A 22,361-nucleotide genomic window follows, 5' to 3' on the forward strand; every position below is an offset into this window, starting at 1 on the left:
TATAGTGGCAAGTTTAACCAGAAATCAATATTACAGTAATCAAGATTTACGGAATTTATTTTCAAGGCTGGGAATAAAAGCGGAAGAAGTAATAAGCCAGGAGTTTGATGATGTACTTAAGTTAGTTGAGCGGCGCTTTAGAAGAGCTTCATTAAAATGTCACCCTGATAAAGTAGTAGGAGAGAAAGAGAAAAAAATAGCTGAAGAAAAGTTTAAAAAACTTAGTGCAGATAAAGATAAGCTAGAGAAATATCTTAACGACTTAAAAGCAGCTGGCATATCTATAACATTACAGCGAGAAGTGCAGGAAAAACAAAGGAGAATCAATGAGATTCTATTGCGTAGAGAGAAAGCTGTGAATAGAGCATGTTTATTTTTTATATTAGCAAATGTGGTACTTGGTCCGTCGCCTCAAGTCAAATATTGCTTATCACAACTTGCTAACAGTGGCAAAGTGCAAAATATTGCTTATAAATTTTATGCATTCAGCATTGGAGTTTGGCCATGGTTATTTATTATATCCTTTTGTAGTATTATCTATGCAGCAAGTAAACAAAGAGGCTCACAAGAAGGAAATCTAGATAGGTTAAATAGAAGATACAATCTACTTATTGCTGCTGATAATTATGTAATATGTATATCAGCAGCGTTTGCTGTATGCAGTTTAATGTCGGAAGTTGCACAAAATGGCTGGCCTGTTCAATATGGAACGATGCTAATAGCTAATTTAGCATTAGATTTATTACTTATTGCTTTACTTAGGACTTTTGTGAAAGCTTTTGAACTATATGGTGAATACTGTATCCAGTGTTTATATGAAGAAGATGCGGAATTTAGTTATAAAGAAAAATTTGCATGGTATGACTACAAATTAGTACTTATGCCGCTCGTTCTTCCTATTGTTAAAATGTATTTTGAAGATTTAGTTCAAGAAAAACCACAACAGCATACTACTGATCCTAAAGTTACACCTTTAAATATAGGCGTAGGAACAAGAGCATAAAAAGGTCTTTGCTTCAACTATAGTTTTTGCTACACTTTGAGTAAATTTGAAGATATTAATGAGTGAAGAAGTAAAACAAATCCTAAGTTACTACGAAAGTGAAAACCCTGGAGTAAAAGCGAATCTTACTCGCATTCTTATGCATGGGAAACTTGGTGGAACTGGCAAGTTAGTAATTCTCCCTGTAGACCAGGGATTTGAGCACGGACCAATAAAAAGTTTTGAAGTTAACCCTAATGCTTACGATCCACATTATCATTTTCAGCTTGCAGTTGATTCAGGAGTAAGTGCATACGCTGCTCCGCTTGGTATGATCGAAGCTGGTGCTTCAACTTATGCTGGAATGCTACCACTTATTTTGAAGCTTAATAGCGCTAACTCTTTGCACTCAAAAAGCTTAACTTCAGATCAAGCAATAACTGCCTCTGTAAAAGATGCGCTGCGTTTGGGCTGCATGGCTGTTGGGTTTACTATATATCCTGGTTCTGCTAAGTGTTTTGATATGATGGAAGAAGCTCGCAAAATTATAGCTGAGGCTAAATCTTGTGGCCTTGTTGTAGTGCTATGGTCTTATCCACGTGGTGAAGGGGTTTCCAAAGAAGGTGAAACAGCAGTTGATGTGATTGCCTATGCTGCGCATATAGCGGCTTTGCTCGGTGCCAACATAATAAAAGTAAAACTTCCAACCAATCATCTGGAAAGAGAAAAAATAGAAAATATTGAATCATTATCTAAAAGAATTGAATATATTAAAAAGTCTTGCTTTGCAGGAAAAAGAATAGTAGTTTTCTCTGGTGGTGAGTCAAAGTCAGTGGATGATATATACAATGAGGCAAAAGAAATTAAGCAAGGTGGTGGTAATGGTTCAATTATCGGGCGCAACACTTTTCAAAGAAAAAAAGAGGATGCTTTATCTATGCTAAAAGATATAATTAATATCTACGCATAAAAAACGGCTGGGTGGCAGAATGGCTTATGCGGAGGACTGCAAATCCTTTTATACCGGTTCAATTCCGGTCCCGGCCTCTTACTCCAATTAGATCGTTTTTTCTTCTCAAATTTTAACAAGAAGTGTGGCTTTTAATGAAATATTTAAAAAAATAAGATACTATATTCAAAATATAAGCAGTAAAATGCCAAAGAGATTAACAGAAGTTTTATTATTGATTGGTTTGCCCTTCTTGCTTACCAGTTGCACTTTTCACTATTTATTAAAGAGCTCGTATACTCATCTTGCACCAGAAAAGTACCCTTCATCCAACAAACAGCCGGTTTACGTCGGTACAGCTTACAGTGCACAGACTATATATAATGCGTTATTTAATGACTTTCTGTTAATAGGTAAGTCATCATTCACAGCCAAACATGGGCGTGCTAGTCAATATGTTAACTATGGAAGAGAAGTTGGAGCAGATGTGATAATCGTATCATTTCAAAATATGCAAAAGGATAAAGAGCATTTTAGCATCACAGAAAAACTATTATGGGACACAAGCTTAACAACATTTCATACAAGGACCATTATAAACTTTGATCAGGACGTACTCTTTCTAAAAAAGGTAGGTGATGCAAAAGCTCCATGGGAATATGTCAAAGGAGAGTTCAAGCTTCACGAAAAAGACGATACTGATCCATATCTAGGGAATTGGGTAGGGTATAGAATATGCGAGATTGCAATATCTTCTTCAGAAGATGAATACTTAGGATTTGTAAATGAAGATAATTGTAAAGAAAAATCTGGAATAAATAAGATGCTTGCTTGGAAAAATGGGGATGTAAGGTTGCGGATTAATAAACAATCAAAACAGGGATTTTATTTAAATCGAAATAAGATTCCTATACTAATAAAATCTCAAATTAACAAATTTGGCTACCTCGAATTAGTAGATGAAAATACTGATCAAGTTCTGGTTTCCCTTCAGAAAAATTAGTTTTTACTACCCATAGAAACTATATACTTACTATTTTGATAAACCTCAAGCTTTCTAAGTTATTCTTGTTGCATGGTAAAAAATAAACTAAAAATAAGCAAAGTGTTTTACAAAATGATATTACGTAATTTATTGTTTTTACTGCCGCCTGAAATCGCTCACTCCTTGGTAATAACGGCGTTAAAAAAGATGCCCTGTAGGAAACCTATAGAACTACCTAAGTCTTTAAATGTAAACTTTTTTGGTAATAAAATTAGGAGTCCTGTAGGTCTTGCTGCAGGTTTTGATAAAAATGCGGAAGTTGTAAAGCCGATGCTCTCATTTGGTTTTGGATTTATTGAGGCTGGTACTGTAACTAAACATCCCCAATATGGAAACAAAAAACCGAGAATTTTTCGATTAATTAAAGATGAAGGAATAATTAATAGATTGGGATTTAATAATAAAGGAGTAGACTATTTTCTTAAACAGATAAGTGAAACTAAACTTGGTAATTGTATTTTTGGTATAAATATAGGAAGAAACAGTACATCAAAGGACCAAATCAGCGATTATGTTGACTTAATAAAGATAGTATATGGAAAGAGCAATTATATAGTACTGAACATCTCATCCCCAAACACACCTAACTTGCGCGATTTGCACAATAAACAAGAATTATCCAAATTGTTGAAATCTATCACTCTAACCCGGAAATCAATCGATAGCTCTGAATCCATACCGATAATATTAAAAATTTCTCCAGATATAGATCAGCAAACAAAAGAAAATATCGCTGAGCTTACACTAGAATATAAAATTGACGGCTTAATAGTAAGCAACACTACGATAAGTCGAGATTCTTACTATAATGAGAGTGGTGGGTTGAGCGGCAGGCCATTATTTCAACTTTCAACCGAGTTATTGAGTGACATGTACAAGCTTACTAAAAGCAGAATTCTATTGATAGGATGCGGAGGAATTTCAAGTGGTGTTGATGCATATGAAAAAATAAAGGCAGGAGCCTCTTTAGTACAACTGTACACTGCTCTTGTATACCAGGGGCATCAAGTTGTGAACAAAATCAATCTGGAGCTTGCAGAATTGGTAAAAAGAGATGGATTTAGTAACATTACTGAAGCAGTGGGTTGTATACATTAATTTTGGAAGTTATTGATATTGTTTTAGTAAAGTAGAGCTAACTTTTTAGTGTAGAGGTATGATAGAGAGTGCTTTTCTATTGAATGATTAATATGAGAGTTTTGAACGATACAATATCTAAAGTTATTAATTATAAATTTACAGATTATGCAATATTAGAAGAGGCATTAACCCACCCAAGCGTAAATAAGAGAAATAGCGAAGACCAGGTTGTAAGCTACGAAAGGCTAGAGTTTTTGGGCGATAGTGTTTTGAATATGGTTGTGTCTGTTATGCTGTTTAAAATGTTTCCTGAAGAAAAAGAAGGAGCATTGGCAAAAAGAAAAACGGATTTAGTTTGTGGCAGTACCATTGCTAATGTTGCTAAAGAAATAGAGTTAGGTAACTTTATTATCATGAATAATAGTGAACGTTGTAACGGAGGAAAATGTAACTTAAAAAATTTAGAAAATTCGCTTGAAGCACTAATAGGTGCAATTTATATTGACGGCGGACTTGAGAGTGTTGAGAAATTTATTATCCGACATTGGGAAAAGCTAGCTAAGGACATCCTCGATCCTCCTCAAGATCCTAAAACTTCACTGCAAGAATGGACTCAGAGAAATAAATTACCTTTACCGAAGTATGAGCTTGTAAAACAAACTGGACCAGCACACAATCCTGAATTTACTATATCAGTTTGCATAGAGAGTTATGACAAAGTTTCTGCATGCGCTCCTAGTAAGAAAATTGCTGAACAAAAAGCTGCTGAGTTGATCCTAGAAAAAATTAAAAAAACGACTTAGTTTAATCAAAATAGCTGTTAGCATAAATTTAAAGTAAGCTAAGCTCTTTAGTTCAGCTTACATATTTTTTTATCTCAGCCAGAATCTTATCAGATTGACTTTCATCTGAATTTAAATCAGCTACAAAGTGTGTGACATATTTTCCTTCAGGGCTAATAAGGTATATCATTGAAGAATGGTTAATTTCCTCTTCTCCATCTACTTTACTTGCATATACTTTATACTTTGCAACTACTTCATCTATTTTTTGTCTTTCACCAGTGAGCATTTGTATTCTATGGTCAAATTGCTGCTGAAATTCTTTAAGCCTTTCTGTATTATCGCGCTCAGGATCAACTGTGATAAAAAATGTTTGTAGCTTGTTGTCAGTTTTCTCGTCTAACTTTGCAAGTGTTTCTGAAATTATTCCAAGGTTCATAGGGCAAATTCTTTTACATGAGGAAAATCCAAAAAAAATCATCATATACTTATCTTTGAAATCACTACTGCGTACTATTTGCCCGTTTTGGTTAATCAAAGAAAAATCCCCACCTATTTTAATTTCTGTATTTTGTGAAACAAATATGCCTTGCTTAGTAAAATAACAATAACCTAAGAAGATAGCTGCTACTGTTATTAGCAAACTAGACAATAACCTTATAAACTTTATCATTAAAGCGTTTCCAATAAAGTTAAATCATATATTGATTAGTTGATTGATTCAATATATTCCTTCCAAAGTGGGTTGTTAATTTTATCTAACAATTTCTTATGCTCATCAATTTCTTTAATACTTGGTGAATGTTCTCTGCGAGCTAAATTACGCACTTTATGTTGAATAAACGTAGAGTTATTGTCCTGAGCACATTCATTATTAAATAAAAAGGTTTGCAATCCTCCTGTAAGCTCAACATAGACCTTTGCAAGCAATTGAGCATCAACTAATGCTCCGTGTAACTCTCTACCTTCTAGCGATATATCAAAACGCTTGCATAATGCATTTAAAGAAGCAGGTGATCCTACAAACTTTTTTCTTGCAAGTGGTAATGTATCTAGCACTCTATCTGAGGAAATTAACCCAGCATTTAACTTGCCTAACTCCATATTAAGGAACTTAACATCGAATTCAGCATTATGAATCACCAAAATGTCATTGGATATGAAGTCAAGAAATTCAAGTGCAACATCTGAGAATAGTGGTTTATCTTCCAAAAATTCCTCACTAATACCATGAATCTTAAATGAGTGGTAAGGTATATCTCTTTCTGGATTGAGATATCGATGAAATGTTTTACCTGTTGGAATACGATTAATTAGTTCTACACATCCTATCTCAATAATTCGATGTCCAGATTTAGTATCAAGACCTGTAGTTTCAGTATCAAGTACTATTTCTCGTAGCCTACTTTTCATCAGTTGTCATTTGTTGTTAAATTTTTATCAGTACTTGCCTTCTTATAGTTAATAGAAACAAGTAACCAAGTTAGATCTGATGAATTAATATTTTTTTTGAATTGCCATACATCTTCAACTTTGTTAATAGTAGACATGCTACCTGATGTGATGTTTCCTTCGTTATTCTTAACGAAGTTAATTTGCTCTGAAAGGAAATATACTGCAATAAATATTACGTTTTTTACTAACTTTATTTCTAAGATCTTTTGTGAAACGATAGAAACAATTATGGACTCATGTGTCTCTTTACGATGTTTAATCTTATCCACAAAACTGTTATATAAGTCTTTGTCCAGAAGGGATTTTAATTGAGGTAAATTTCCTTGGTTAAAATATTTTATTATTAATTCAAAAGCTATGCTTGAACCTTCTATAAAATTGGAAATAGAAAACTCTTTGTTTTTTTGTAATATTTGTTCATAAGTAGTTTCTATTGAACTTTTGTCGTTGCTATAAATATAATCTTCGATATTTTCTACCACATCTTCTTTACTTTGACTTACATCCAATACACCTGTTAGCTTTTTTAGGTTGAGACTGGCTGATCTTCCTAAAGAATTATATAAGCGTGAAAAAATAAACGCCGCTAGTAAAGCATATATTACAAGCTCTATCATGGTAACTTAACTCCTTGATATATAAAGTATCTAAATATTATTAATTATTGATAAAAATATGTTTTTCATATTAACCTATAGTTAGGTTTACTATTCATTTGTAAATGAATATATTATATAAGAAAGTATTAAACATCTCAACTTAATTAAAGGAGACGTAAGAAATGTCACAACACAAAATGAAAATTCATGGTCAGTATGTCAAAGATTTTTCGTTTGAGAATCCAAATTCGCCATTCCTTCCTTCTAGTAAAGCTCCTGATATTAATGTAATGGTTAATATTAATTCAGCAAAATTAGAAGGAACAGAAAATAAAAAAGGAATAAGTGAAGAAAAGCCTTTTCATGAAATTACTTTGCATATAGAAGCCAAAGCAACGGTAAAAGATGAAGATGTAAAAGATGATATAGCTTTCATTTGCGAGGTAAAGTATTGCGGTATTTTTTCAATAGAAAATTTTACAGAGCTAAGTGAGGAAGAGGTGAGACAAGCTTTATTTATTGGTGGACCTACTTTTCTTTTCCCTTTTGCAAGAGAAATAATTGCAAGAACTACAAGTAGTGGTGGGTTTCCTCCACTTATGCTAGATCCTATAGATTTTGAAACTATGTATCAGCAGCAAAGTCAACAACAAAAAAGTAGCGCTAGTAATTCCAATTTTAACTAATACAGGATGAACAATTCTTTAAATGCAAAGACGACTTTAAATATTGATGGAAGGTTATATAACTACTTTAACCTAAGTAACGCTGGTAAATTTTTAGGAGTAAATTTAACAAAATTGCCTTGTTCACTCAAGGTATTGCTTGAAAATTTATTGCGCAACGAAGATGGAGTAAGCGTTAAATTAGATGACATAAAGATATTAGCAAATTGCGTCAAGAAACACATTAATCACGAAATTAGCTACAAGCCAGCAAGGGTTTTGATGCAGGATTTCACAGGAGTTCCTGCTGTCGTTGACTTAGCTTCAATGCGTAATTATGTGAAGAAAAACGGAGGTAACCCCAGCAAAATAAATCCATCTGTACCTGTTGATCTTGTGATCGATCACTCTGTTCAAGTAGATAGTTACGGAAGCACTTCTGCATTTGGTAAAAACGTTGCACTGGAAGTAAAAAGAAATTTGGAGAGGTATCAATTCTTAAAATGGGGAGAGTCATCCTTCACAAATTTTAGAGTAGTGCCACCAGGTACTGGAATTTGCCACCAAGTGAATCTTGAATATTTAGCGCAAGTTGTATGTAACGATAGCGGAGTTCTATATCCAGATACCTTAGTCGGTACAGATAGTCACACTACTATGGTAAATGGTTTATCGGTTCTTGGTTGGGGTGTTGGTGGAATAGAAGCTGAGTCTGTGATGCTTGGTCAACCAATTAGTATGGTAATTCCAGAAGTAGTAGGATTTAAATTAATAGGAAGACTTTCAGAGGGAGTAACAGCAACTGATCTAGTGCTAACGATTACTAATATCCTGAGAACAAAAGGCGTTGTTGGCAGATTTGTGGAATTTTATGGTGATGGCTTAGATTGTTTATCTTTGGCAGATAGAGCAACCATAGCTAATATGGCTCCAGAGTATGGTGCAACTTGTGGATTCTTTCCAATTGATCAGAAGACACTAGATTATTTAAACTTAACCGGAAGGCCAAAAGAGTTGGTTAAATTAGCTGAAGTCTATGCAAAAGAACAAGGGCTGTGGCGTAGTAATGAAGAATTGGCGTTCTTTGACACACTGAAGCTTGATTTATCAAGCGTAAAGCCAGTGATGGCTGGTCCTAAAAGACCACAGGATAAGATTTTCCTTTCAGAAGTAGCGGAATCTTTTTCTACATCTTTTCCTATTAATGAGACAAACAGACCTCCGTTGGAACCTATCTATGGCGATCAGCTCCAGAGTGGCAGCGTAGTGATTGCAGCAATAACAAGCTGCACTAACACCTCAAATCCAAGTGTGATGATTGCTGCAGGTCTTGTAGCTCGTAATGCAATTAAACTTGGATTAAAATCAAAGCCTTGGGTTAAAACTTCTCTTGCTCCAGGGTCACAAGTTGTGACAGAATATTTAGAAAAGTCTGGATTGCAGGTAGATCTAAATGCTTTGGGTTTTAATCTAGTTGGATATGGCTGCACAACTTGCATTGGAAATTCTGGTCCACTTAATAAGGATATAGAGGATGATATAAAAAACAAAAACTTAACTGTTGCTGCAGTTTTGTCTGGCAATCGTAACTTTGAAGGAAGAATTCATCCGTTAGTCAAAGCTAATTACTTGGCATCTCCGCCACTTATTGTTGCATATGCACTTGCAGGCACTGTGCAAATTGATTTGACAAAAGATTCAATATGCAAAGATAAGAATGGAAATGATGTCTATCTCAAAGATATATGGCCAACAAATAATGAAGTTGAGAGCTGTGTTAAAAGTGTTGTGACGCGTGAAATGTTCATACAAAAGTATAAGGATGTTTTTTCTGGTGATGAGCATTGGCAAAAGATAAAGTGTGAGAAAGGTGAAATCTATGATTGGGACACGAAAAGCACTTATATACAAAACCCTCCCTATTTTGATAATTTATCGACTAAGAACAATGGAAGCAACATAGTTGATATAAAGAATGCGCAAATACTAGCGATGTTTGGCGATAGCGTCACTACCGACCACATTTCCCCTGCTGGAAATATTGCCTCAAATAGTCCTGCAGGCATATATTTAAAAGGTCTTGGAGTTGAACCGCAAGATTTCAATTCATATGGATCTCGCCGCGGTAACCACAACGTAATGATGCGTGGAACCTTTGCTAATATCAGAATAAGAAATAAAATGGTGAGCGCTGAGGGTGGCTATACAAAACATATTCCTTCTCAAGAAACTATGTCAATTTTTGATGCAGCAATGCAATATAAAAGAGAAGCTGTTCCATTAGTTGTCATTGCAGGAAAAGAATATGGTACAGGTTCAAGTAGGGATTGGGCAGCAAAGGGTACTGCATTACTGGGAATTAAAGCTGTGATTGCAGAAAGTTTTGAACGCATACATAGGTCCAACTTGGTCGGCATGGGTGTTCTTCCACTTATATTCCAAAATGGAATAACCAGAAAGATATTTGATGGTAGTGAGATAATAAGCATAAAAGGTGAAATAGTATCAAATGGAAATCTAGAATGTATCATTAAAAGACAGGATAATTCAAAGCAATCAATACAACTCAAATGCTGTGTACAAACCGTAACTGAGATTAAATACTTAATGAGTGGTGGAGTGTTAAGCTACATACTTCTTTCGACTTAGTAAAAGTAAGTACTAGACTTCTTTTAGCTCCAGCCCTGGTCCTTTTAAATAATGATTTGTTCTATGCGAAGTTATGATATAATTTTACCTTACATATAGTAAAGGTGTTTTATAGATAATTATGATTAGCTCTATACAAGAACCTAATGAACTCAGAAAACGTTTACAAGGATTTTATCGTACTGATGAAAAAAGCTGTGTACGTTATCTTGTAGAAAAAGTAGAACTTTCGGTTGATTCGAAAAACAGAATTTACAATATTGCAAAACAAATTGTCGAAAAGATTAGAGGTAGTAAATTAGGCATTATAGATTCTTTTATACAACAGTACTCACTTTCTAATGATGAAGGAGTAGCACTAATGTGTCTTGCTGAATCATTACTTAGAATACCAGACGATTACACAATAGATGAATTGATCAAAGATAAAATTGCCAACCAAGAATGGAATAAACACTTGGGGCGTTCCTCTTCATTGTTTGTTAATGCTTCTACATGGAGTTTAATTATAGGAAGCAGTATATTAAGAAACAATGAAGAGGATTCAAAATTCTATCACATAATTTCCAGGTTATTGAAAAATTTAGGAGAGCCAATAATTCGCAAAGCGGTAAAACAAGCAATATCCATTCTTGGCAAGCATTTTATTGTTGGAGAAACTATAGAAAAAGCATTGGAAAGTGTGAAATCAGATGACTACAGTAAGTATTTATGCTCTTTTGATATGCTTGGTGAATCTGCTTGCACAGTTGAGGATGCGGAAGAGTATTTTAATTTATACATGCATGCAATAAAAGCCATAGGTGAATCTGCTGACATAAATGATTGCTTTAAATCTCAGGGGGTTTCAATCAAATTGTCTTCGCTGCACTCACGTTATGAATTTAGCCAATTTGATAATATGGCTGAAGAACTGAGAACTAAAGTACTGGAACTTTGTCATGAAGCAAAAAAGTATAATATTTCATTGTGTATAGATGCAGAAGAATCAGAAAGGCTTGAGATGTCGCTCGTGTTATTTGAACAGTTGCGTCTTGATGAGTCACTTTCTGAGTGGGAAGGGCTTGGTCTAGCTGTGCAAGCGTATCAAAAACGTGCTTTGTCTGTTCTTGATTTTGTTGAAGATGTTGCCATTCGATCAAAGCATAAGGTTATGGTGAGACTTGTGAAAGGAGCATATTGGGACTCGGAAATCAAGCGCACACAAGAATTAGGGTTAATTGGTTATCCGGTGTTTACTAGAAAAAGCCACACAGATGTATGCTACCTTGCCTGTGCGCAGAAACTTTTAAGCAAAGAGAATCACTTTTATCCATGTTTTGGAACTCATAATGCTTATACTTTTGCTACTATAATAGAGCTTGCCGATAAAAATCATCCTGGGTTTGAGTTTCAGCGCTTACATGGAATGGGTAAAAGTTTGTATGATTATGCAATTTCAGAACTTGCAACAAGCATCAATTGTCGTATATATGCACCAGTTGGTAAACATAGTGATTTATTGCCATACCTTATTAGGCGTCTTCTTGAAAATGGAGCTAATAGCTCGTTTGTCAATCAAGTAAATGATTCTGACGTTAAAATTGAAGAATTAGTCTCAGATCCATTAGAAAAAGTAAAAAGCTTAGAATATGAGCCTCATCCAAGCATTCCGTTGCCACGAGATATTTTTGGAGAGGAAAGAAAAAACTCCTTGGGAATGGATATTAGCGATTCAATTGCAGTTTCACAATTTGCAAATGATGTAAGGGAATTTAGTGAAAAGAAATGGCAGGTTGGCCCAATAATTGATGGAGAGTCGTTTCTTGACAGTGCGGAATTTACCGAAGTAGTGAATCCTGCACATTTGGAAAATGTAATTGGGGAAGTGTCAAGTGCAACAAGTGCTCATGCTTTAAATGCTCTTGAAATAGCACATAGTGCTTTTACTAAGTGGCAGAATGTTTCAGCAGAAGAGCGCGCTAAATGCCTTGAAAAAGCTGCAGATTTGCTTGAGGAAAGGATGAAAGAGTTAATTTATATTCTGATTGTAGAAGCAGGAAAAATTTTATCCGATGCAATAGCAGAAGTAAGAGAGGCAATCGACTTTTTGCGCTATTATGCAATGATAGCAAAAAATGAACTGAATGACTGGAAAAAATTGCCAGGTCCAACAGGTGAAGATAACTTCATCTTTTTTGAAGGCAGAGGAGTTTTCTTATGCATATCACCGTGGAATTTTCCACTCGCTATCTTCATTGGACAGGTTTCAGCTGCACTTGCAGCAGGTAATGCAGTGCTGGCAAAACCGGCAGAGCAAACGCCGATTATTGCCTATGAAGCCGTTAAGATACTACACGAAGCTGGAATACCAAAAAATGTGCTACACCTTATTCCAGGGGATGGTTGGTATTTAGGTAAAACATTAGTACCAGATAATAGAATTTCCGGTGTAGCTTTTACTGGTTCAACACAAACTGCTCAAATAATTAATCGAATGCTTGCTAGTAGAGATGGTCCTATTGTGCCACTTATCGCTGAGACTGGTGGATTAAATGCTATGATTGTTGATAGTTCTGCTCTTTTAGAGCAGGTAACTAAGGATGTTTTAATTTCTGCATTTCGCAGTGGCGGTCAACGTTGTTCTGCTCTCAGAGTGCTATTTATTCAAGAAGATATAGCAGAAAAACAGGTAAAAATGATATGCAATGCAGCTCAAGAACTAAAGATAGGTGACCCAATACAACTGAGCACAGATATTGGTCCAATAATTGACAAAGCATCTATTGATATGCTCACTAAACATACGGAAAAAATATCAAGGGATGAAGATTCAAACCTTTTGTTCAAGGTACCAATGGATACAAATTCTTATAATGGTTATTTCTTTCCTCCGTACATTTATGAGATACAAAAAATTTCGCAATTAAAGCAAGAAGTGTTTGGGCCTATTTTACATATCATACGTTTTAATAAGTCGCAGTTAAATGAAGTTATAAGTGATATAAACAATACAGGATATGGACTTACGTTTTCTTTGCAAAGCCGTGTACAAAGTCAGATCGATTTAATAAGCAAGAAAATATCAGTTGGAAATGTATACATCAATCGCAATCAAATAGGTGCAGCAGTTGGAATACAACCATTTGGCGGTAGAGGACTGTCAGGTACCGGACCAAAAGCTGGTGGTCCTAATTATCTGCAACGTTTTTCTATAGAAAAGGTTGTAAGTGTAAACACTACAGCATGTGGCGGTAACATTACACTTGCGTGTTTGGATTGATTTGCAATTTCTAAATTGGAAGTCCGTGCAGTTGTGTATGCAGTACTAAAACCTAAAACTCATACACTGAAAGGATAGTTGTGATTCTAAGGAGGCTTCAAAGAAAGTCTTGTCTTTAATAAAAGAAAAAGGTTGCTATAATTCTGATAAAAGCACTATAAACAAAATGAATGTAAAAAATATCTTATTAGCGTTTTTAGTACAGTTTATATTCGATTTGTCATTATTTGCAGCTGATCCTATTTTGCTTAATTGTATTGAAACTCCAGGGATTTATGATCTTGAAACAAGGCCAAAAAGCTTTAACTCTTCAAATAATTTAAGAAGAAAACCTGGCTCTCCAAATAATGCAGCAGGAGAATTAATAAATGTAGTGGGTAGAGTTACTGATGTAAATTGCTTACCGATACAAAATGCTGTGGTTTCTATATGGCACGCAGACTCACTTGGCATGAGCTATTATGATGAAAATGTGGAGCTTGATCCAAATTTTGCTGGATCAGGAAGATTTGTAGTAAATAACCTTGGCTATTATAATTTTATTACAATAGTACCAGGTAAAATTGGTGATAGGGCTCCACACATCAACTTTTTGGTCCAACATCCAGATTTTCCAGAATTCACAACACAAATGTTTTTTGCTGATCATAATTGCGATAACTGTGATGATCTTCTTCTTGGTAATCTTATTGAGAGTGGACTTGCAAGCCTTCTGATAGCACCATTTACTTATAACAATCAGGCCATGAAGACCTACACATTTAATATAACCCTAGGTGGGCATAACAAATTTTCTGATAAAAGATAAAGCCCTTGCATATCAGGGGAGTTCATAGTAGTCTTAAGCGCTATTGTACTTAAAATGTATATGAAAAATATCTTACTAATGTTTTTACTATATTTTATGTGCAGCTTACAATTATTTGCAACGGAGATGTCAACGATGAAGATAACAATTTCTAAAGCTTTACCCGATTTTGAGACGCTAGTGGTAGGTTTGTTTGAGGGTGATAAGTTTATAACTAATGTTCTACAAGATAAGCAAGCTATAGATAACATCAAGAAATTTAGTGGTTTTAATGGAGGTTTTGGTGAATTTTTCTCCATTACTTCATCAGAGGGAAAAAATATTATAGTTGCTGGTCTTGGAATGAGAGATGAATGGGATGAAAGCAAAGGATTAAATATTGGTGGTAAAATATATTGTGAGCTAAGCAGATTAAGAATCAAGCGAGCGGCAATCTCAATCGAAGGCAATGCAGCAAATGTTGCATACGGTGCATTTTTGCGCAGTTTTAAATTTGATAAGTATAAAACCAAAAAGGATGAAAAAGTTACAGAAGTAGAGGAGATCACAGTGCTAACGAAAGATGAGCAATTCAGTAGTGCTGAAAAATCATTTGAGCGTTTAAGACAAGAAGGTGAAGGCATATTTCTTGCACGTACTCTTACCATTGAACCACCTAATGTTTTATATCCAGAATCCTATGCTGATTATATAAAAACCGAGCTTACTAAGCTTGGCCTTGAAATCGAAGTGCTTGGTAAGAAGCAGATGGAAGAGAAAAAAATGGGAGCATTGCTTGGGGTAGCACAGGGAAGTAGTAAAGAGCCAAAATTAGTAGTGATCAAATGGAATGGAGCTTTCAAGGAACAAAAGCCTGTAGCTTTTGTGGGTAAAGGCATAACGTTTGATACTGGTGGAGTGTCACTCAAGCCTTCGCGTGGCATGGAGTCAATGAAATATGACATGGCGGGTTCTGCTACTGTGGTTGGGGTGATGCGTACTCTAGCTGGACGAAAAGCAAAGGTAAATGCAGTTGGTGTAGTTGCACTTGCAGAAAATGCAGTGGACGGTAATGCTCAAAGACCAAGTGATGTAGTAACTTCGATGTCTGGACAGACGATAGAAGTGTTGAACACTGATGCAGAAGGAAGGCTCATACTTGCAGATGCTTTATGGTATACACAAGATAGATTTGCACCGAAATTTATGATCGACCTTGCAACTTTAACTGGTGCTATAGTGGTTGCACTGGGAAATAATGAATATGCTGGTCTTTTTTCAAATAACGATGAATTAGCGAATCATCTGATTGATGTAGGAAATGAAGTAAATGAGAAATTATGGCGTTTTCCTATGAATGAAACTTATAACAAAATTATTGATTCGCCGATTGCTGATGTGCAAAATATAGCTCCTGCAGGTTCTGGTGGAGATAGTATAATGGCTGCACAGTTTCTACAGCGTTTTGTAAACGACACTTGTTGGGCACATTTAGACATTGCAGGCACTGCTTGGCACGAAAAAGGCACTGATATTTCTCCAAGAGGGGCAGTAGGTTTCGGTGTAAGGTTGCTAAATAAGTTGGTTGAGAAGTACTATGAGATTAATAATTAAGGATCTTTGTATTGAGTTTATAGCTTAATTTACGGCTACATGAATGTCTATTTATAAGACGTAGAAAATGATATCATCAAAGTAACTTACATTTTCTTTTTTGGGGATTCTAAAGTTACACACTTGAGCAGCATCAAGAGAAAGTATTTTGTTCAAATGATGATTGTAATGATGGACTATTAAAACTTTAAAGCTATTGGGTATTGACGGTATATACTTAAGTGTTAGAATAAAATAGGAAGTTTTTAGGAGTTTATATGGCAGCAGGCGGAAAAGCGAAAACAGCTAGTAAAAATAACCCTACTCAGCGTAAGAAAGCAGAACAAAAAATGTATAAGGATAAACCGGTAAAGCCGGTTAGATATATAGACCGTAATTCACGTATGAACTATATGTCTGCTCAATACGATAACGGCAATCTAGTTGAAGATGAGGTAAGCGGCAATCCTATAAAGTGGGAAGCTGTATAGTAGTTGTGGTTAAAGTTACTATTAATTCTAAGGAATGTGAAGTAGAGCATGGGCTCACTATAATTCAAGCTTGTGAAGTTGTGGGCGTTGAAGTTCCGCGGTTTTGTTATCATGAGCGTTTAGCAATTGCTGGTAACTGCAGAATGTGTTTGGTTGAAGTTGAGGGTGGCCCTCCAAAACCAGTAGCTTCTTGTGCAATGCCAGTTGCAGAGGGTATGGTTATTCACACGGATACTCCCAAGGTAAAAAAGGCACGTGAAGGAGTGCTCGAATTTTTACTAATTAATCATCCACTTGATTGTCCAATTTGTGATCAAGGTGGTGAGTGCGATTTGCAAGATATAACAATGGCTTATGGGAAAGGAATAAGCAGACTTGATGAGCATAAAAGAGCTGTGCCAAAAAAACATTTTGGTCCACTGATTGGAACTGCAATGAATAGATGCATTCATTGTACTCGATGTGTTAGATTTTTGTCCGATGTTGCAGGTACAAATGAACTTGGAGGAATTGGCAGGGGAGAAAATATAGAGATTAGTACTTACATAAAAAGGCATATTAGCTCTGAATTATCTGGGAATATTATAGATCTCTGCCCGGTAGGGGCTTTAACTTCAAAGCCTTACTCCTTTACAGCGCGTCCATGGGAGCTATCACATTGTGAGACTATAGATGTGCTAGATGCTGTGGGAAGTAGCATTAGAGTTGATTATCGTGGCCTGGAAGTTATGCGAATATTACCAAGGCTGAGCGAAGAGGTAAATGAAGAATGGATATCAGATAAAACCCGTTTTGCCTATGATGGACTAAAAGTTCAGCGTCTTGATCAACCTTATGTAAAAAAAGATGGTAAATTAGCCCCAGTTGATTGGAATGAAGCACTAACTGTTGCTGCAAAGAAATTAAAGAATACAAAATCAAATAAAATAGCTGCAATTGCAGGTGATTTAGCAGATTGTGAGTCTATGCTTCTACTCAAAGAAGTGATGCAGAAGCTCGGCTCGGGGAATATAGACTGTAGGCAAGATGGAGCAAAGCTTATACCAAATAATCGTGGGTCATATGTATTCAACACCACTATTGAGGGTATAGAAAATGCAGATTTATGTCTGCTTATAAATACAAATCCAAGAATAGAAGCACCAATAATTAACGCAAGATTGAGAAAGAGATATTTACAAGGTAATTTCACTATTGCAAATATTGGTCCTAATCTTGAATATCTATATAATGTTGAAAGATTAGGTGATGGTCCAAACGTTCTAAAAGAAATAGAAGAGGGAAATCACAAATTCTGCGAGTTACTGAGTGCGGCTCAGAACCCTATGCTAATTATCGGTCAAGATGCATTAATAAGAGATGATTCTGAATCAGTTTTAGCTCTAGCTGGCAAAATTGCAGAAAAATTTAACATGATCAGAGATGACTGGAATGGCTTTAACGTACTGCATAAGGCTGCAGCAAGGGTTGGTGGACTCGATATTGGATTTGTTCCTAGCAAAGGTGGAAAAGACATTAATCAGATGCTAAAACAGGCAGAAAGTGGCGAGGTGGAAGTTGTTTATCTTCTTGGTGCAGATGAAATTGATACATCAAAATTAGAAAATACATTTGTAATTTATCAAGGCCACCATGGTGATAGGGGAGCGCATATAGCAGATGTCATTCTACCTGGAGCTGCATACACAGAAAAATATGCAACTTATGTAAATACTGAAGGGCGAGTACAGAGAACAAATTTAGCTGTTTTTCCTCCTGGTGAAGCAAAGGAAGATTGGTTGATTATTAAAAATTTATCCCAATATTTGAGCCTTTCCTTGTTATATGATAGTTTATTTGATGTGAGAAAAAAATTAGATACTATCGGTCCACAGTTTAGAAGTGTTGATCAAGTGGTAAAAAATACATGGGTACCAATCAGCAATGGTAAAATAAATTTAAGTAATACGCCTTTTACTTTAAAGGAGTGTAATTTTTATATGACAGACTCAATAGGTCGTGCTTCAAAAATAATGGCAGATTGTACTAAGGATTTTTATGAACACTCTACTTAATATTTTATTTATTCTAACACCATTATTACTAATAACTCTGGTATATTTTCAACGAAAATTAAACTCTATATTTTTGTGTAAAGAACAAAATACATTAGAAAAACAGTTCGTTTATAAGCTAGTTGATTTTATCAATGATATTATTGCACTATTTACGGAAGGATATGTATGGATGGCAATAACATTTATTATAGTTACCGAGGGAAGAGGGAATTATTTGCCTCTCACAATGATCTTAATTATGATGTCACTAGTGTCATTCATATGCATATCATTTTACTATTCTATTAAGCTAAATGCTGTACAGAAAAGTGTTGTCCTATTGATTTCAATAGGGACATTGTCTTTTGTGTCTAGAGCATTTGCTGTATTTTTTATTGCCACAATTATGAACTATTTTTTTGATTTAGGGTTGCATGTACTTGATATTTGATATTCTTTTTCTTCTTATTCCACTTTTGCTTTCAGTAGCATATTTAGTGTACTTTGAGCGTAAAGTTATTGGTGCAATTCAACTAAGGCATGGTCCAAGTGTAGTAGGGCCATTTGGGCTACTACAGCCATTTGCAGATGCTATCAAATTGATAATTAAAGAGCCGATAATACCATTTAGAGCAAACACCATACTGTTTATTATGGCTCCAATGCTCACCTTTATTTTAGCATTAATTTCCTGGGCAGTTATACCATTTGGAGCTGAAATAATTACAGAAAATGGACAGCAGGTAATAATCCCTAAGGTAATATCAAATATTAATGTTGGAGTGCTTTATGTGCTAGCTATATCCTCTTTGGGAATATATGGCATTATTATTGCAGGCTGGTCTAGTAATTCTAATTATGCATTTCTTGGCGCTATAAGGTCAGCTGCTCAAATGATTTCATATGAAGTTTCAATAGGTCTAATAGTTGCTACAGTTGTTATTACAACTGGCACATTAAATCTTGGAGAGATGGTGGTAGCGAAACATAATATGCCATTTTGGATTGATTTATTACTAATGCCTATAGGAATAATATTTTTTATTTCTTTGCTTGCCGAAACTAATCGTCACCCATTTGACTTACCAGAAGCTGAAGCAGAGCTCGTCTCTGGGTATAACGTCGAGTATTCATCAATGCCTTTTGCTCTCTTTTTCTTGGGAGAATATGCAAATATGATTTTAGCAAGCGCTATGATGACAATATTCTTTCTAGGAGGGTGGTATCCTCCATTAGAGCTTAGTTTGCTGTATAAAATTCCTAGTTTAATCTGGTTTGTTTTGAAGATAGTTGTACTTTTGTTTATATTTGTTTGGATTAGAGCTACAATACCTCGTTATCGTTATGATCAATTAATGCGTCTTGGTTGGAAAGTATTTTTGCCAATATCGGTACTTTGGGTAATACTCATTTCAGGAGTGTTGCTTTTTACTGGGAATTTGCCTGGATCCAATGTTTAATTTCCCAAATACAAGGTTAAGGCGTAGGCGCTCAGGCAAGTGGATTCGCAATTTAACAAGTGAAAGCACTTTATCAGTAAATGATTTGATTTTTCCCTTATTTGTTCATGACGGAGAAGAAACAATTGAGCCAATTTCTGGCTTACCTGATATCAAATGTTATTCAATAGATGGATTAATTTCTATAATTCAGAAAGCTAAGGACTCGGGGATTAATGCTGTTGCAATTTTTCCTGTAGTTGATAGTAAACTAAAATCTGAAAACGCCGAGGAAGCGTACAATCCTGACAATTTAATCTGTAAAGCAATTTGTGCTGTAAAATCAAATGTACCGGATATTGGCATTATTGCAGACATTGCACTAGACCCATACACTACTCACGGTCATGATGGCATTTTAAAAAGCAGTAGGATAGATGTAGAAAATGACGAGACTGTGTCAGCATTATGTAAGCAAGCACTTGTTTTAGCAAAAGCAGGATGCGATATAGTTGCTCCTTCTGATATGATGGATGGCAGGATAGGAAAAATAAGAAAAACATTGGATGATAATAACTTTCAGAATGTGTCAATATTGTCCTATGCAGTAAAGTACTGTTCTAGCTTCTATACGCCGTTCAGGCAAGTTGTCGGTTCGTGCGCATCATCAAATTTCATCGACAAAAGTGGTTATCAAATGGATTATAGAAATGCACGTGAAGCAATCTGCGAAATCGAAATGGATATAGATGAAGGTGCAGATTTTATTATGATAAAGCCGGGTATGCCATACTTAGATGTAATAAAAACAGCAAGTGAAAAGTTTAATTTTCCGATTTTTGCTTACCAAGTAAGCGGTGAATACGCAATGATAAAAGCTGCAGCAAATAATGGCTGGCTGGATTATAACAGAGTGATTTATGAGTCCTTAATTGGTTTTAAACGTGCAGGTGCAAGTGCAATATTTACCTATGCTGCACTTGATGTTGCAAAAAATTTGGTATCTACTTAGCAGTGTGGAACATCTAAGTAGGTAGCTGGCCGAAGTGACTTGACAAACCTTCCCACTTTCCTTATCATATCAATAAGAGTATTTATCCTTGTTTTTAATCTCTGCAGATTTAACAACAAAATTCAGTAAAAAACTCAGGTATATATTGGCAGATTACATAAAATTATAGCGGCTGCATGTCTTTTTTATTTTTTCTACATTCAGCCAAAATGCGCTTAAAATAAGCGTTAGCACATTATTACAATGCCAATTTACATTATTATAGGGTCAAAACTCACTACTAGGGGATTCTTTTGCCTTTTTCTCGCTTGGTAAATTTTTTAATATTTATAGTTAAAGCTTCAGGCCAGCGCGTGACGCATAGCTATACGGAGATTAAAGATGTCATTCAAGTAGCTGACACTGGAATGGCTTTGTTGCACCACTCAAGGAAAGAACAGGCAGTTACTGATGGAATTTGTTATAAAATAGATATTTAGCCGACAAAGGAAAAATATGCCAATAAGAATGAAAGTCAGTAACTGCAATGAATATAACAAATTTCTTCAAGAAAGGGGAAATGTTTTTCATTATATCAACGATGCCATTGAAAATTGGTACGAAAATAGTCCAAAAGTAGCAGGTGGCAACAATGTCTACAGCGACAAAGTAGTGATTCTAATTCACATAATAACCTATCTATTCAGGATTGGTCTTAGGCAAACAGTGGGATTTATAGAGAAATATCTTGAGCAAATAGGGAAAATTTTGCAAATTATCAGCTATTCGCAGGCTTCAAGAAGGTTTAAAAAGCTTAATATCAAAATCAACGACTGCAGAGTTGATAAGAACGATATGGAAGATATTGAAATTGCTATAGATAGTACAGGTATCAGCATCTACAATAATATTCCAGGCCATAGTAAGGCAAATGGTACAGATAGAAAGTATCGCCGCTATGAGCAAACAAGAAAGCTACATGTAATGCTAGAGATAGGTAGTAAAAAAGTTATAGCTGCAAAATACAGTAGTGGAGTTTATTCCGACCACTATGGAGCCTGTGATCTTATTGAAAGAGTGGATACCAAGTATAACATAAGCACGATATATGCAGATAGGGCATATAATCGAAAGAAGTTATACAAACTGTGCGATGAGCTTGACATAAAGACAAGGATTCCTCCGCAAAATAATGCAGTAGAGCATCCAAAGTTGGATTATATGAATGAGAGAAATTCTACAATCAAGCTCATAAAGTCATATGATGAAGATGGTATGAAGAGGTGGAAAAAAGAGATAAATTATTGGAAGAGATCTTATATAGAAAGTTTTTTCTCGCGACTGAAGCAAATATTTGGATTTAGTTTTAGGAATAAATCTGAGATTAATCGTGAGAAGGAACTGCTACTCAAGTGTTATTTGCTTAACAAATTTACTGAAATAGGCATGGCTAAGTTTGATATAGCTTCATGAATTTATTATACATTACCCACTATCCGAAGAGCTGTGCAACAAAGCCCACTGGAATCCAGGAATTTTTTGAGCACAAAGGAGAT

Annotated in this window: 19 protein-coding genes and 1 tRNA gene; 17 read left to right on the forward strand and 3 right to left on the reverse strand. The window is 35.2% G+C overall.

What is annotated here, in order from left to right:
* Nucleotides 1-4: 4 nt before the first annotated feature.
* The 6 genes from AAHF52_RS05705 (at nt 5) to rnc (ending at nt 4,859) form a co-directional block, all read left to right on the forward strand.
* Nucleotides 5-1,003, forward strand: coding sequence for a molecular chaperone DnaJ (locus AAHF52_RS05705; protein ID WP_264376718.1), 999 nt, complete (start codon nt 5-7; stop codon nt 1,001-1,003).
* 58 nt (nt 1,004-1,061) lie between these two features.
* Nucleotides 1,062-1,952, forward strand: a complete 891-nt coding sequence (locus AAHF52_RS05710) for a class I fructose-bisphosphate aldolase (RefSeq protein ID WP_213863897.1) — start codon at nt 1,062-1,064, stop codon at nt 1,950-1,952.
* A gap of 5 nt (nt 1,953-1,957) precedes the next feature.
* Nucleotides 1,958-2,029: transfer RNA gene (locus AAHF52_RS05715), tRNA-Cys, on the forward strand.
* A 107-nt stretch (nt 2,030-2,136) separates the two neighbouring features.
* A complete protein-coding gene (locus AAHF52_RS05720) occupies nt 2,137-2,934 on the forward strand; it encodes a hypothetical protein (RefSeq protein WP_052264760.1) in 798 nt (265 codons plus the stop codon).
* A gap of 72 nt (nt 2,935-3,006) precedes the next feature.
* The gene (locus tag AAHF52_RS05725) at nt 3,007-4,074 is read left to right on the forward strand and encodes a quinone-dependent dihydroorotate dehydrogenase (RefSeq protein WP_007302462.1); all 1,068 of its coding nucleotides are present in this window, start codon (nt 3,007-3,009) and stop codon (nt 4,072-4,074) included.
* A 92-nt stretch (nt 4,075-4,166) separates the two neighbouring features.
* Complete coding sequence (rnc, locus tag AAHF52_RS05730; protein WP_012481989.1) at nt 4,167-4,859, forward strand: ribonuclease III; 693 nt, start codon at nt 4,167-4,169, stop codon at nt 4,857-4,859.
* A 52-nt stretch (nt 4,860-4,911) separates the two neighbouring features.
* Here the strand turns inward: rnc and AAHF52_RS05735 are convergent, their stop codons facing one another.
* The 3 genes from AAHF52_RS05735 to AAHF52_RS05745 are packed head-to-tail and all read right to left on the reverse strand — an operon-like array spanning nt 4,912 to nt 6,910.
* On the reverse strand, nt 4,912-5,511 hold the full coding sequence (locus AAHF52_RS05735) for an SCO family protein (RefSeq protein ID WP_007302464.1): 600 nt from the start codon (nt 5,509-5,511) through the stop codon (nt 4,912-4,914).
* 35 nt (nt 5,512-5,546) lie between these two features.
* Nucleotides 5,547-6,251 (reverse strand): DNA polymerase III subunit epsilon, encoded by a 705-nt coding sequence (dnaQ, locus tag AAHF52_RS05740; protein WP_007302465.1) that lies wholly within the window; start codon nt 6,249-6,251, stop codon nt 5,547-5,549.
* Nucleotides 6,251-6,910 (reverse strand): Tim44/TimA family putative adaptor protein, encoded by a 660-nt coding sequence (locus tag AAHF52_RS05745; protein WP_007302466.1) that lies wholly within the window; start codon nt 6,908-6,910, stop codon nt 6,251-6,253. The genes dnaQ and AAHF52_RS05745 overlap by 1 nt, the downstream gene beginning before the upstream one ends.
* A 164-nt stretch (nt 6,911-7,074) precedes the next feature.
* Here AAHF52_RS05745 and secB point away from each other — a divergent pair, with 164 nt between their 5' ends.
* The 11 genes from secB to AAHF52_RS05800 all read left to right on the forward strand — a co-directional run bounded on the left by secB (nt 7,075) and on the right by AAHF52_RS05800 (nt 22,278).
* The gene (secB, locus tag AAHF52_RS05750) at nt 7,075-7,578 is read left to right on the forward strand and encodes a protein-export chaperone SecB (protein ID WP_007302467.1); all 504 of its coding nucleotides are present in this window, start codon (nt 7,075-7,077) and stop codon (nt 7,576-7,578) included.
* Nucleotides 7,579-7,584: 6 nt separating this feature from the next.
* Nucleotides 7,585-10,206 (forward strand): aconitate hydratase AcnA, encoded by a 2,622-nt coding sequence (acnA, locus tag AAHF52_RS05755; RefSeq protein WP_342068397.1) that lies wholly within the window; start codon nt 7,585-7,587, stop codon nt 10,204-10,206.
* 121 nt (nt 10,207-10,327) lie between these two features.
* A complete protein-coding gene (gene putA, locus AAHF52_RS05760; protein WP_264376719.1) occupies nt 10,328-13,468 on the forward strand; it encodes a bifunctional proline dehydrogenase/L-glutamate gamma-semialdehyde dehydrogenase PutA in 3,141 nt (1,046 codons plus the stop codon).
* A gap of 166 nt (nt 13,469-13,634) precedes the next feature.
* Nucleotides 13,635-14,276 (forward strand): protocatechuate 3,4-dioxygenase, encoded by a 642-nt coding sequence (locus AAHF52_RS05765; RefSeq protein WP_064085711.1) that lies wholly within the window; start codon nt 13,635-13,637, stop codon nt 14,274-14,276.
* A gap of 96 nt (nt 14,277-14,372) precedes the next feature.
* Nucleotides 14,373-15,869: a leucyl aminopeptidase gene (locus tag AAHF52_RS05770; RefSeq protein WP_264376720.1), complete on the forward strand. Its 1,497-nt coding sequence runs from the start codon at nt 14,373-14,375 to the stop codon at nt 15,867-15,869.
* A 257-nt stretch (nt 15,870-16,126) separates the two neighbouring features.
* Nucleotides 16,127-16,339, forward strand: coding sequence for a hypothetical protein (locus tag AAHF52_RS05775; protein WP_342068398.1), 213 nt, complete (start codon nt 16,127-16,129; stop codon nt 16,337-16,339).
* Nucleotides 16,340-16,344: 5 nt separating this feature from the next.
* Nucleotides 16,345-18,393 (forward strand): NADH-quinone oxidoreductase subunit NuoG, encoded by a 2,049-nt coding sequence (gene nuoG, locus AAHF52_RS05780; protein ID WP_264376721.1) that lies wholly within the window; start codon nt 16,345-16,347, stop codon nt 18,391-18,393.
* A complete protein-coding gene (locus AAHF52_RS05785) occupies nt 18,377-18,826 on the forward strand; it encodes a hypothetical protein (RefSeq protein ID WP_010404400.1) in 450 nt (149 codons plus the stop codon). Before nuoG ends, AAHF52_RS05785 begins: the two co-directional genes overlap by 17 nt.
* A complete protein-coding gene (gene nuoH, locus AAHF52_RS05790; RefSeq protein ID WP_010404403.1) occupies nt 18,810-19,835 on the forward strand; it encodes an NADH-quinone oxidoreductase subunit NuoH in 1,026 nt (341 codons plus the stop codon). Before AAHF52_RS05785 ends, nuoH begins: the two co-directional genes overlap by 17 nt.
* On the forward strand, nt 19,828-20,826 hold the full coding sequence (hemB, locus tag AAHF52_RS05795) for a porphobilinogen synthase (RefSeq protein ID WP_264376722.1): 999 nt from the start codon (nt 19,828-19,830) through the stop codon (nt 20,824-20,826). The genes nuoH and hemB overlap by 8 nt, the downstream gene beginning before the upstream one ends.
* Nucleotides 20,827-21,321: 495 nt before the next feature.
* Nucleotides 21,322-22,278 carry an IS5 family transposase gene (locus AAHF52_RS05800; protein WP_213863789.1) on the forward strand — a complete coding sequence of 319 codons (957 nt, stop codon included), beginning with the start codon at nt 21,322-21,324 and terminating at the stop codon, nt 22,276-22,278.
* Nucleotides 22,279-22,361: the final 83 nt, after the last annotated feature.

The sequence above is a fragment of the Wolbachia endosymbiont (group B) of Melanargia galathea genome (assembly GCF_964030625.1).
Classification (GTDB): domain Bacteria; phylum Pseudomonadota; class Alphaproteobacteria; order Rickettsiales; family Anaplasmataceae; genus Wolbachia.

Coding starts and splice junctions, on each gene's coding strand:
- AAHF52_RS05725 (WP_007302462.1), top strand. CDS start 3,007: ATGGTAAAAAATAAACTAAAAATAAGCAAAGTGTTTTACAAAATGATA.
- AAHF52_RS05710 (WP_213863897.1), top strand. CDS start 1,062: ATGAGTGAAGAAGTAAAACAAATCCTAAGTTACTACGAAAGTGAAAAC.
- nuoH (WP_010404403.1), top strand. CDS start 18,810: ATGTACTTGATATTTGATATTCTTTTTCTTCTTATTCCACTTTTGCTT.
- AAHF52_RS05770 (WP_264376720.1), top strand. CDS start 14,373: ATGTGCAGCTTACAATTATTTGCAACGGAGATGTCAACGATGAAGATA.
- AAHF52_RS05765 (WP_064085711.1), top strand. CDS start 13,635: ATGAATGTAAAAAATATCTTATTAGCGTTTTTAGTACAGTTTATATTC.
- AAHF52_RS05720 (WP_052264760.1), top strand. CDS start 2,137: ATGCCAAAGAGATTAACAGAAGTTTTATTATTGATTGGTTTGCCCTTC.
- AAHF52_RS05745 (WP_007302466.1), bottom strand. CDS start 6,910: ATGATAGAGCTTGTAATATATGCTTTACTAGCGGCGTTTATTTTTTCA.
- hemB (WP_264376722.1), top strand. CDS start 19,828: ATGTTTAATTTCCCAAATACAAGGTTAAGGCGTAGGCGCTCAGGCAAG.
- rnc (WP_012481989.1), top strand. CDS start 4,167: ATGAGAGTTTTGAACGATACAATATCTAAAGTTATTAATTATAAATTT.
- AAHF52_RS05800 (WP_213863789.1), top strand. CDS start 21,322: ATGCCAATAAGAATGAAAGTCAGTAACTGCAATGAATATAACAAATTT.
- dnaQ (WP_007302465.1), bottom strand. CDS start 6,251: ATGAAAAGTAGGCTACGAGAAATAGTACTTGATACTGAAACTACAGGT.
- AAHF52_RS05775 (WP_342068398.1), top strand. CDS start 16,127: ATGGCAGCAGGCGGAAAAGCGAAAACAGCTAGTAAAAATAACCCTACT.
- putA (WP_264376719.1), top strand. CDS start 10,328: ATGATTAGCTCTATACAAGAACCTAATGAACTCAGAAAACGTTTACAA.
- AAHF52_RS05735 (WP_007302464.1), bottom strand. CDS start 5,511: ATGATAAAGTTTATAAGGTTATTGTCTAGTTTGCTAATAACAGTAGCA.
- secB (WP_007302467.1), top strand. CDS start 7,075: ATGTCACAACACAAAATGAAAATTCATGGTCAGTATGTCAAAGATTTT.
- acnA (WP_342068397.1), top strand. CDS start 7,585: ATGAACAATTCTTTAAATGCAAAGACGACTTTAAATATTGATGGAAGG.
- AAHF52_RS05785 (WP_010404400.1), top strand. CDS start 18,377: ATGAACACTCTACTTAATATTTTATTTATTCTAACACCATTATTACTA.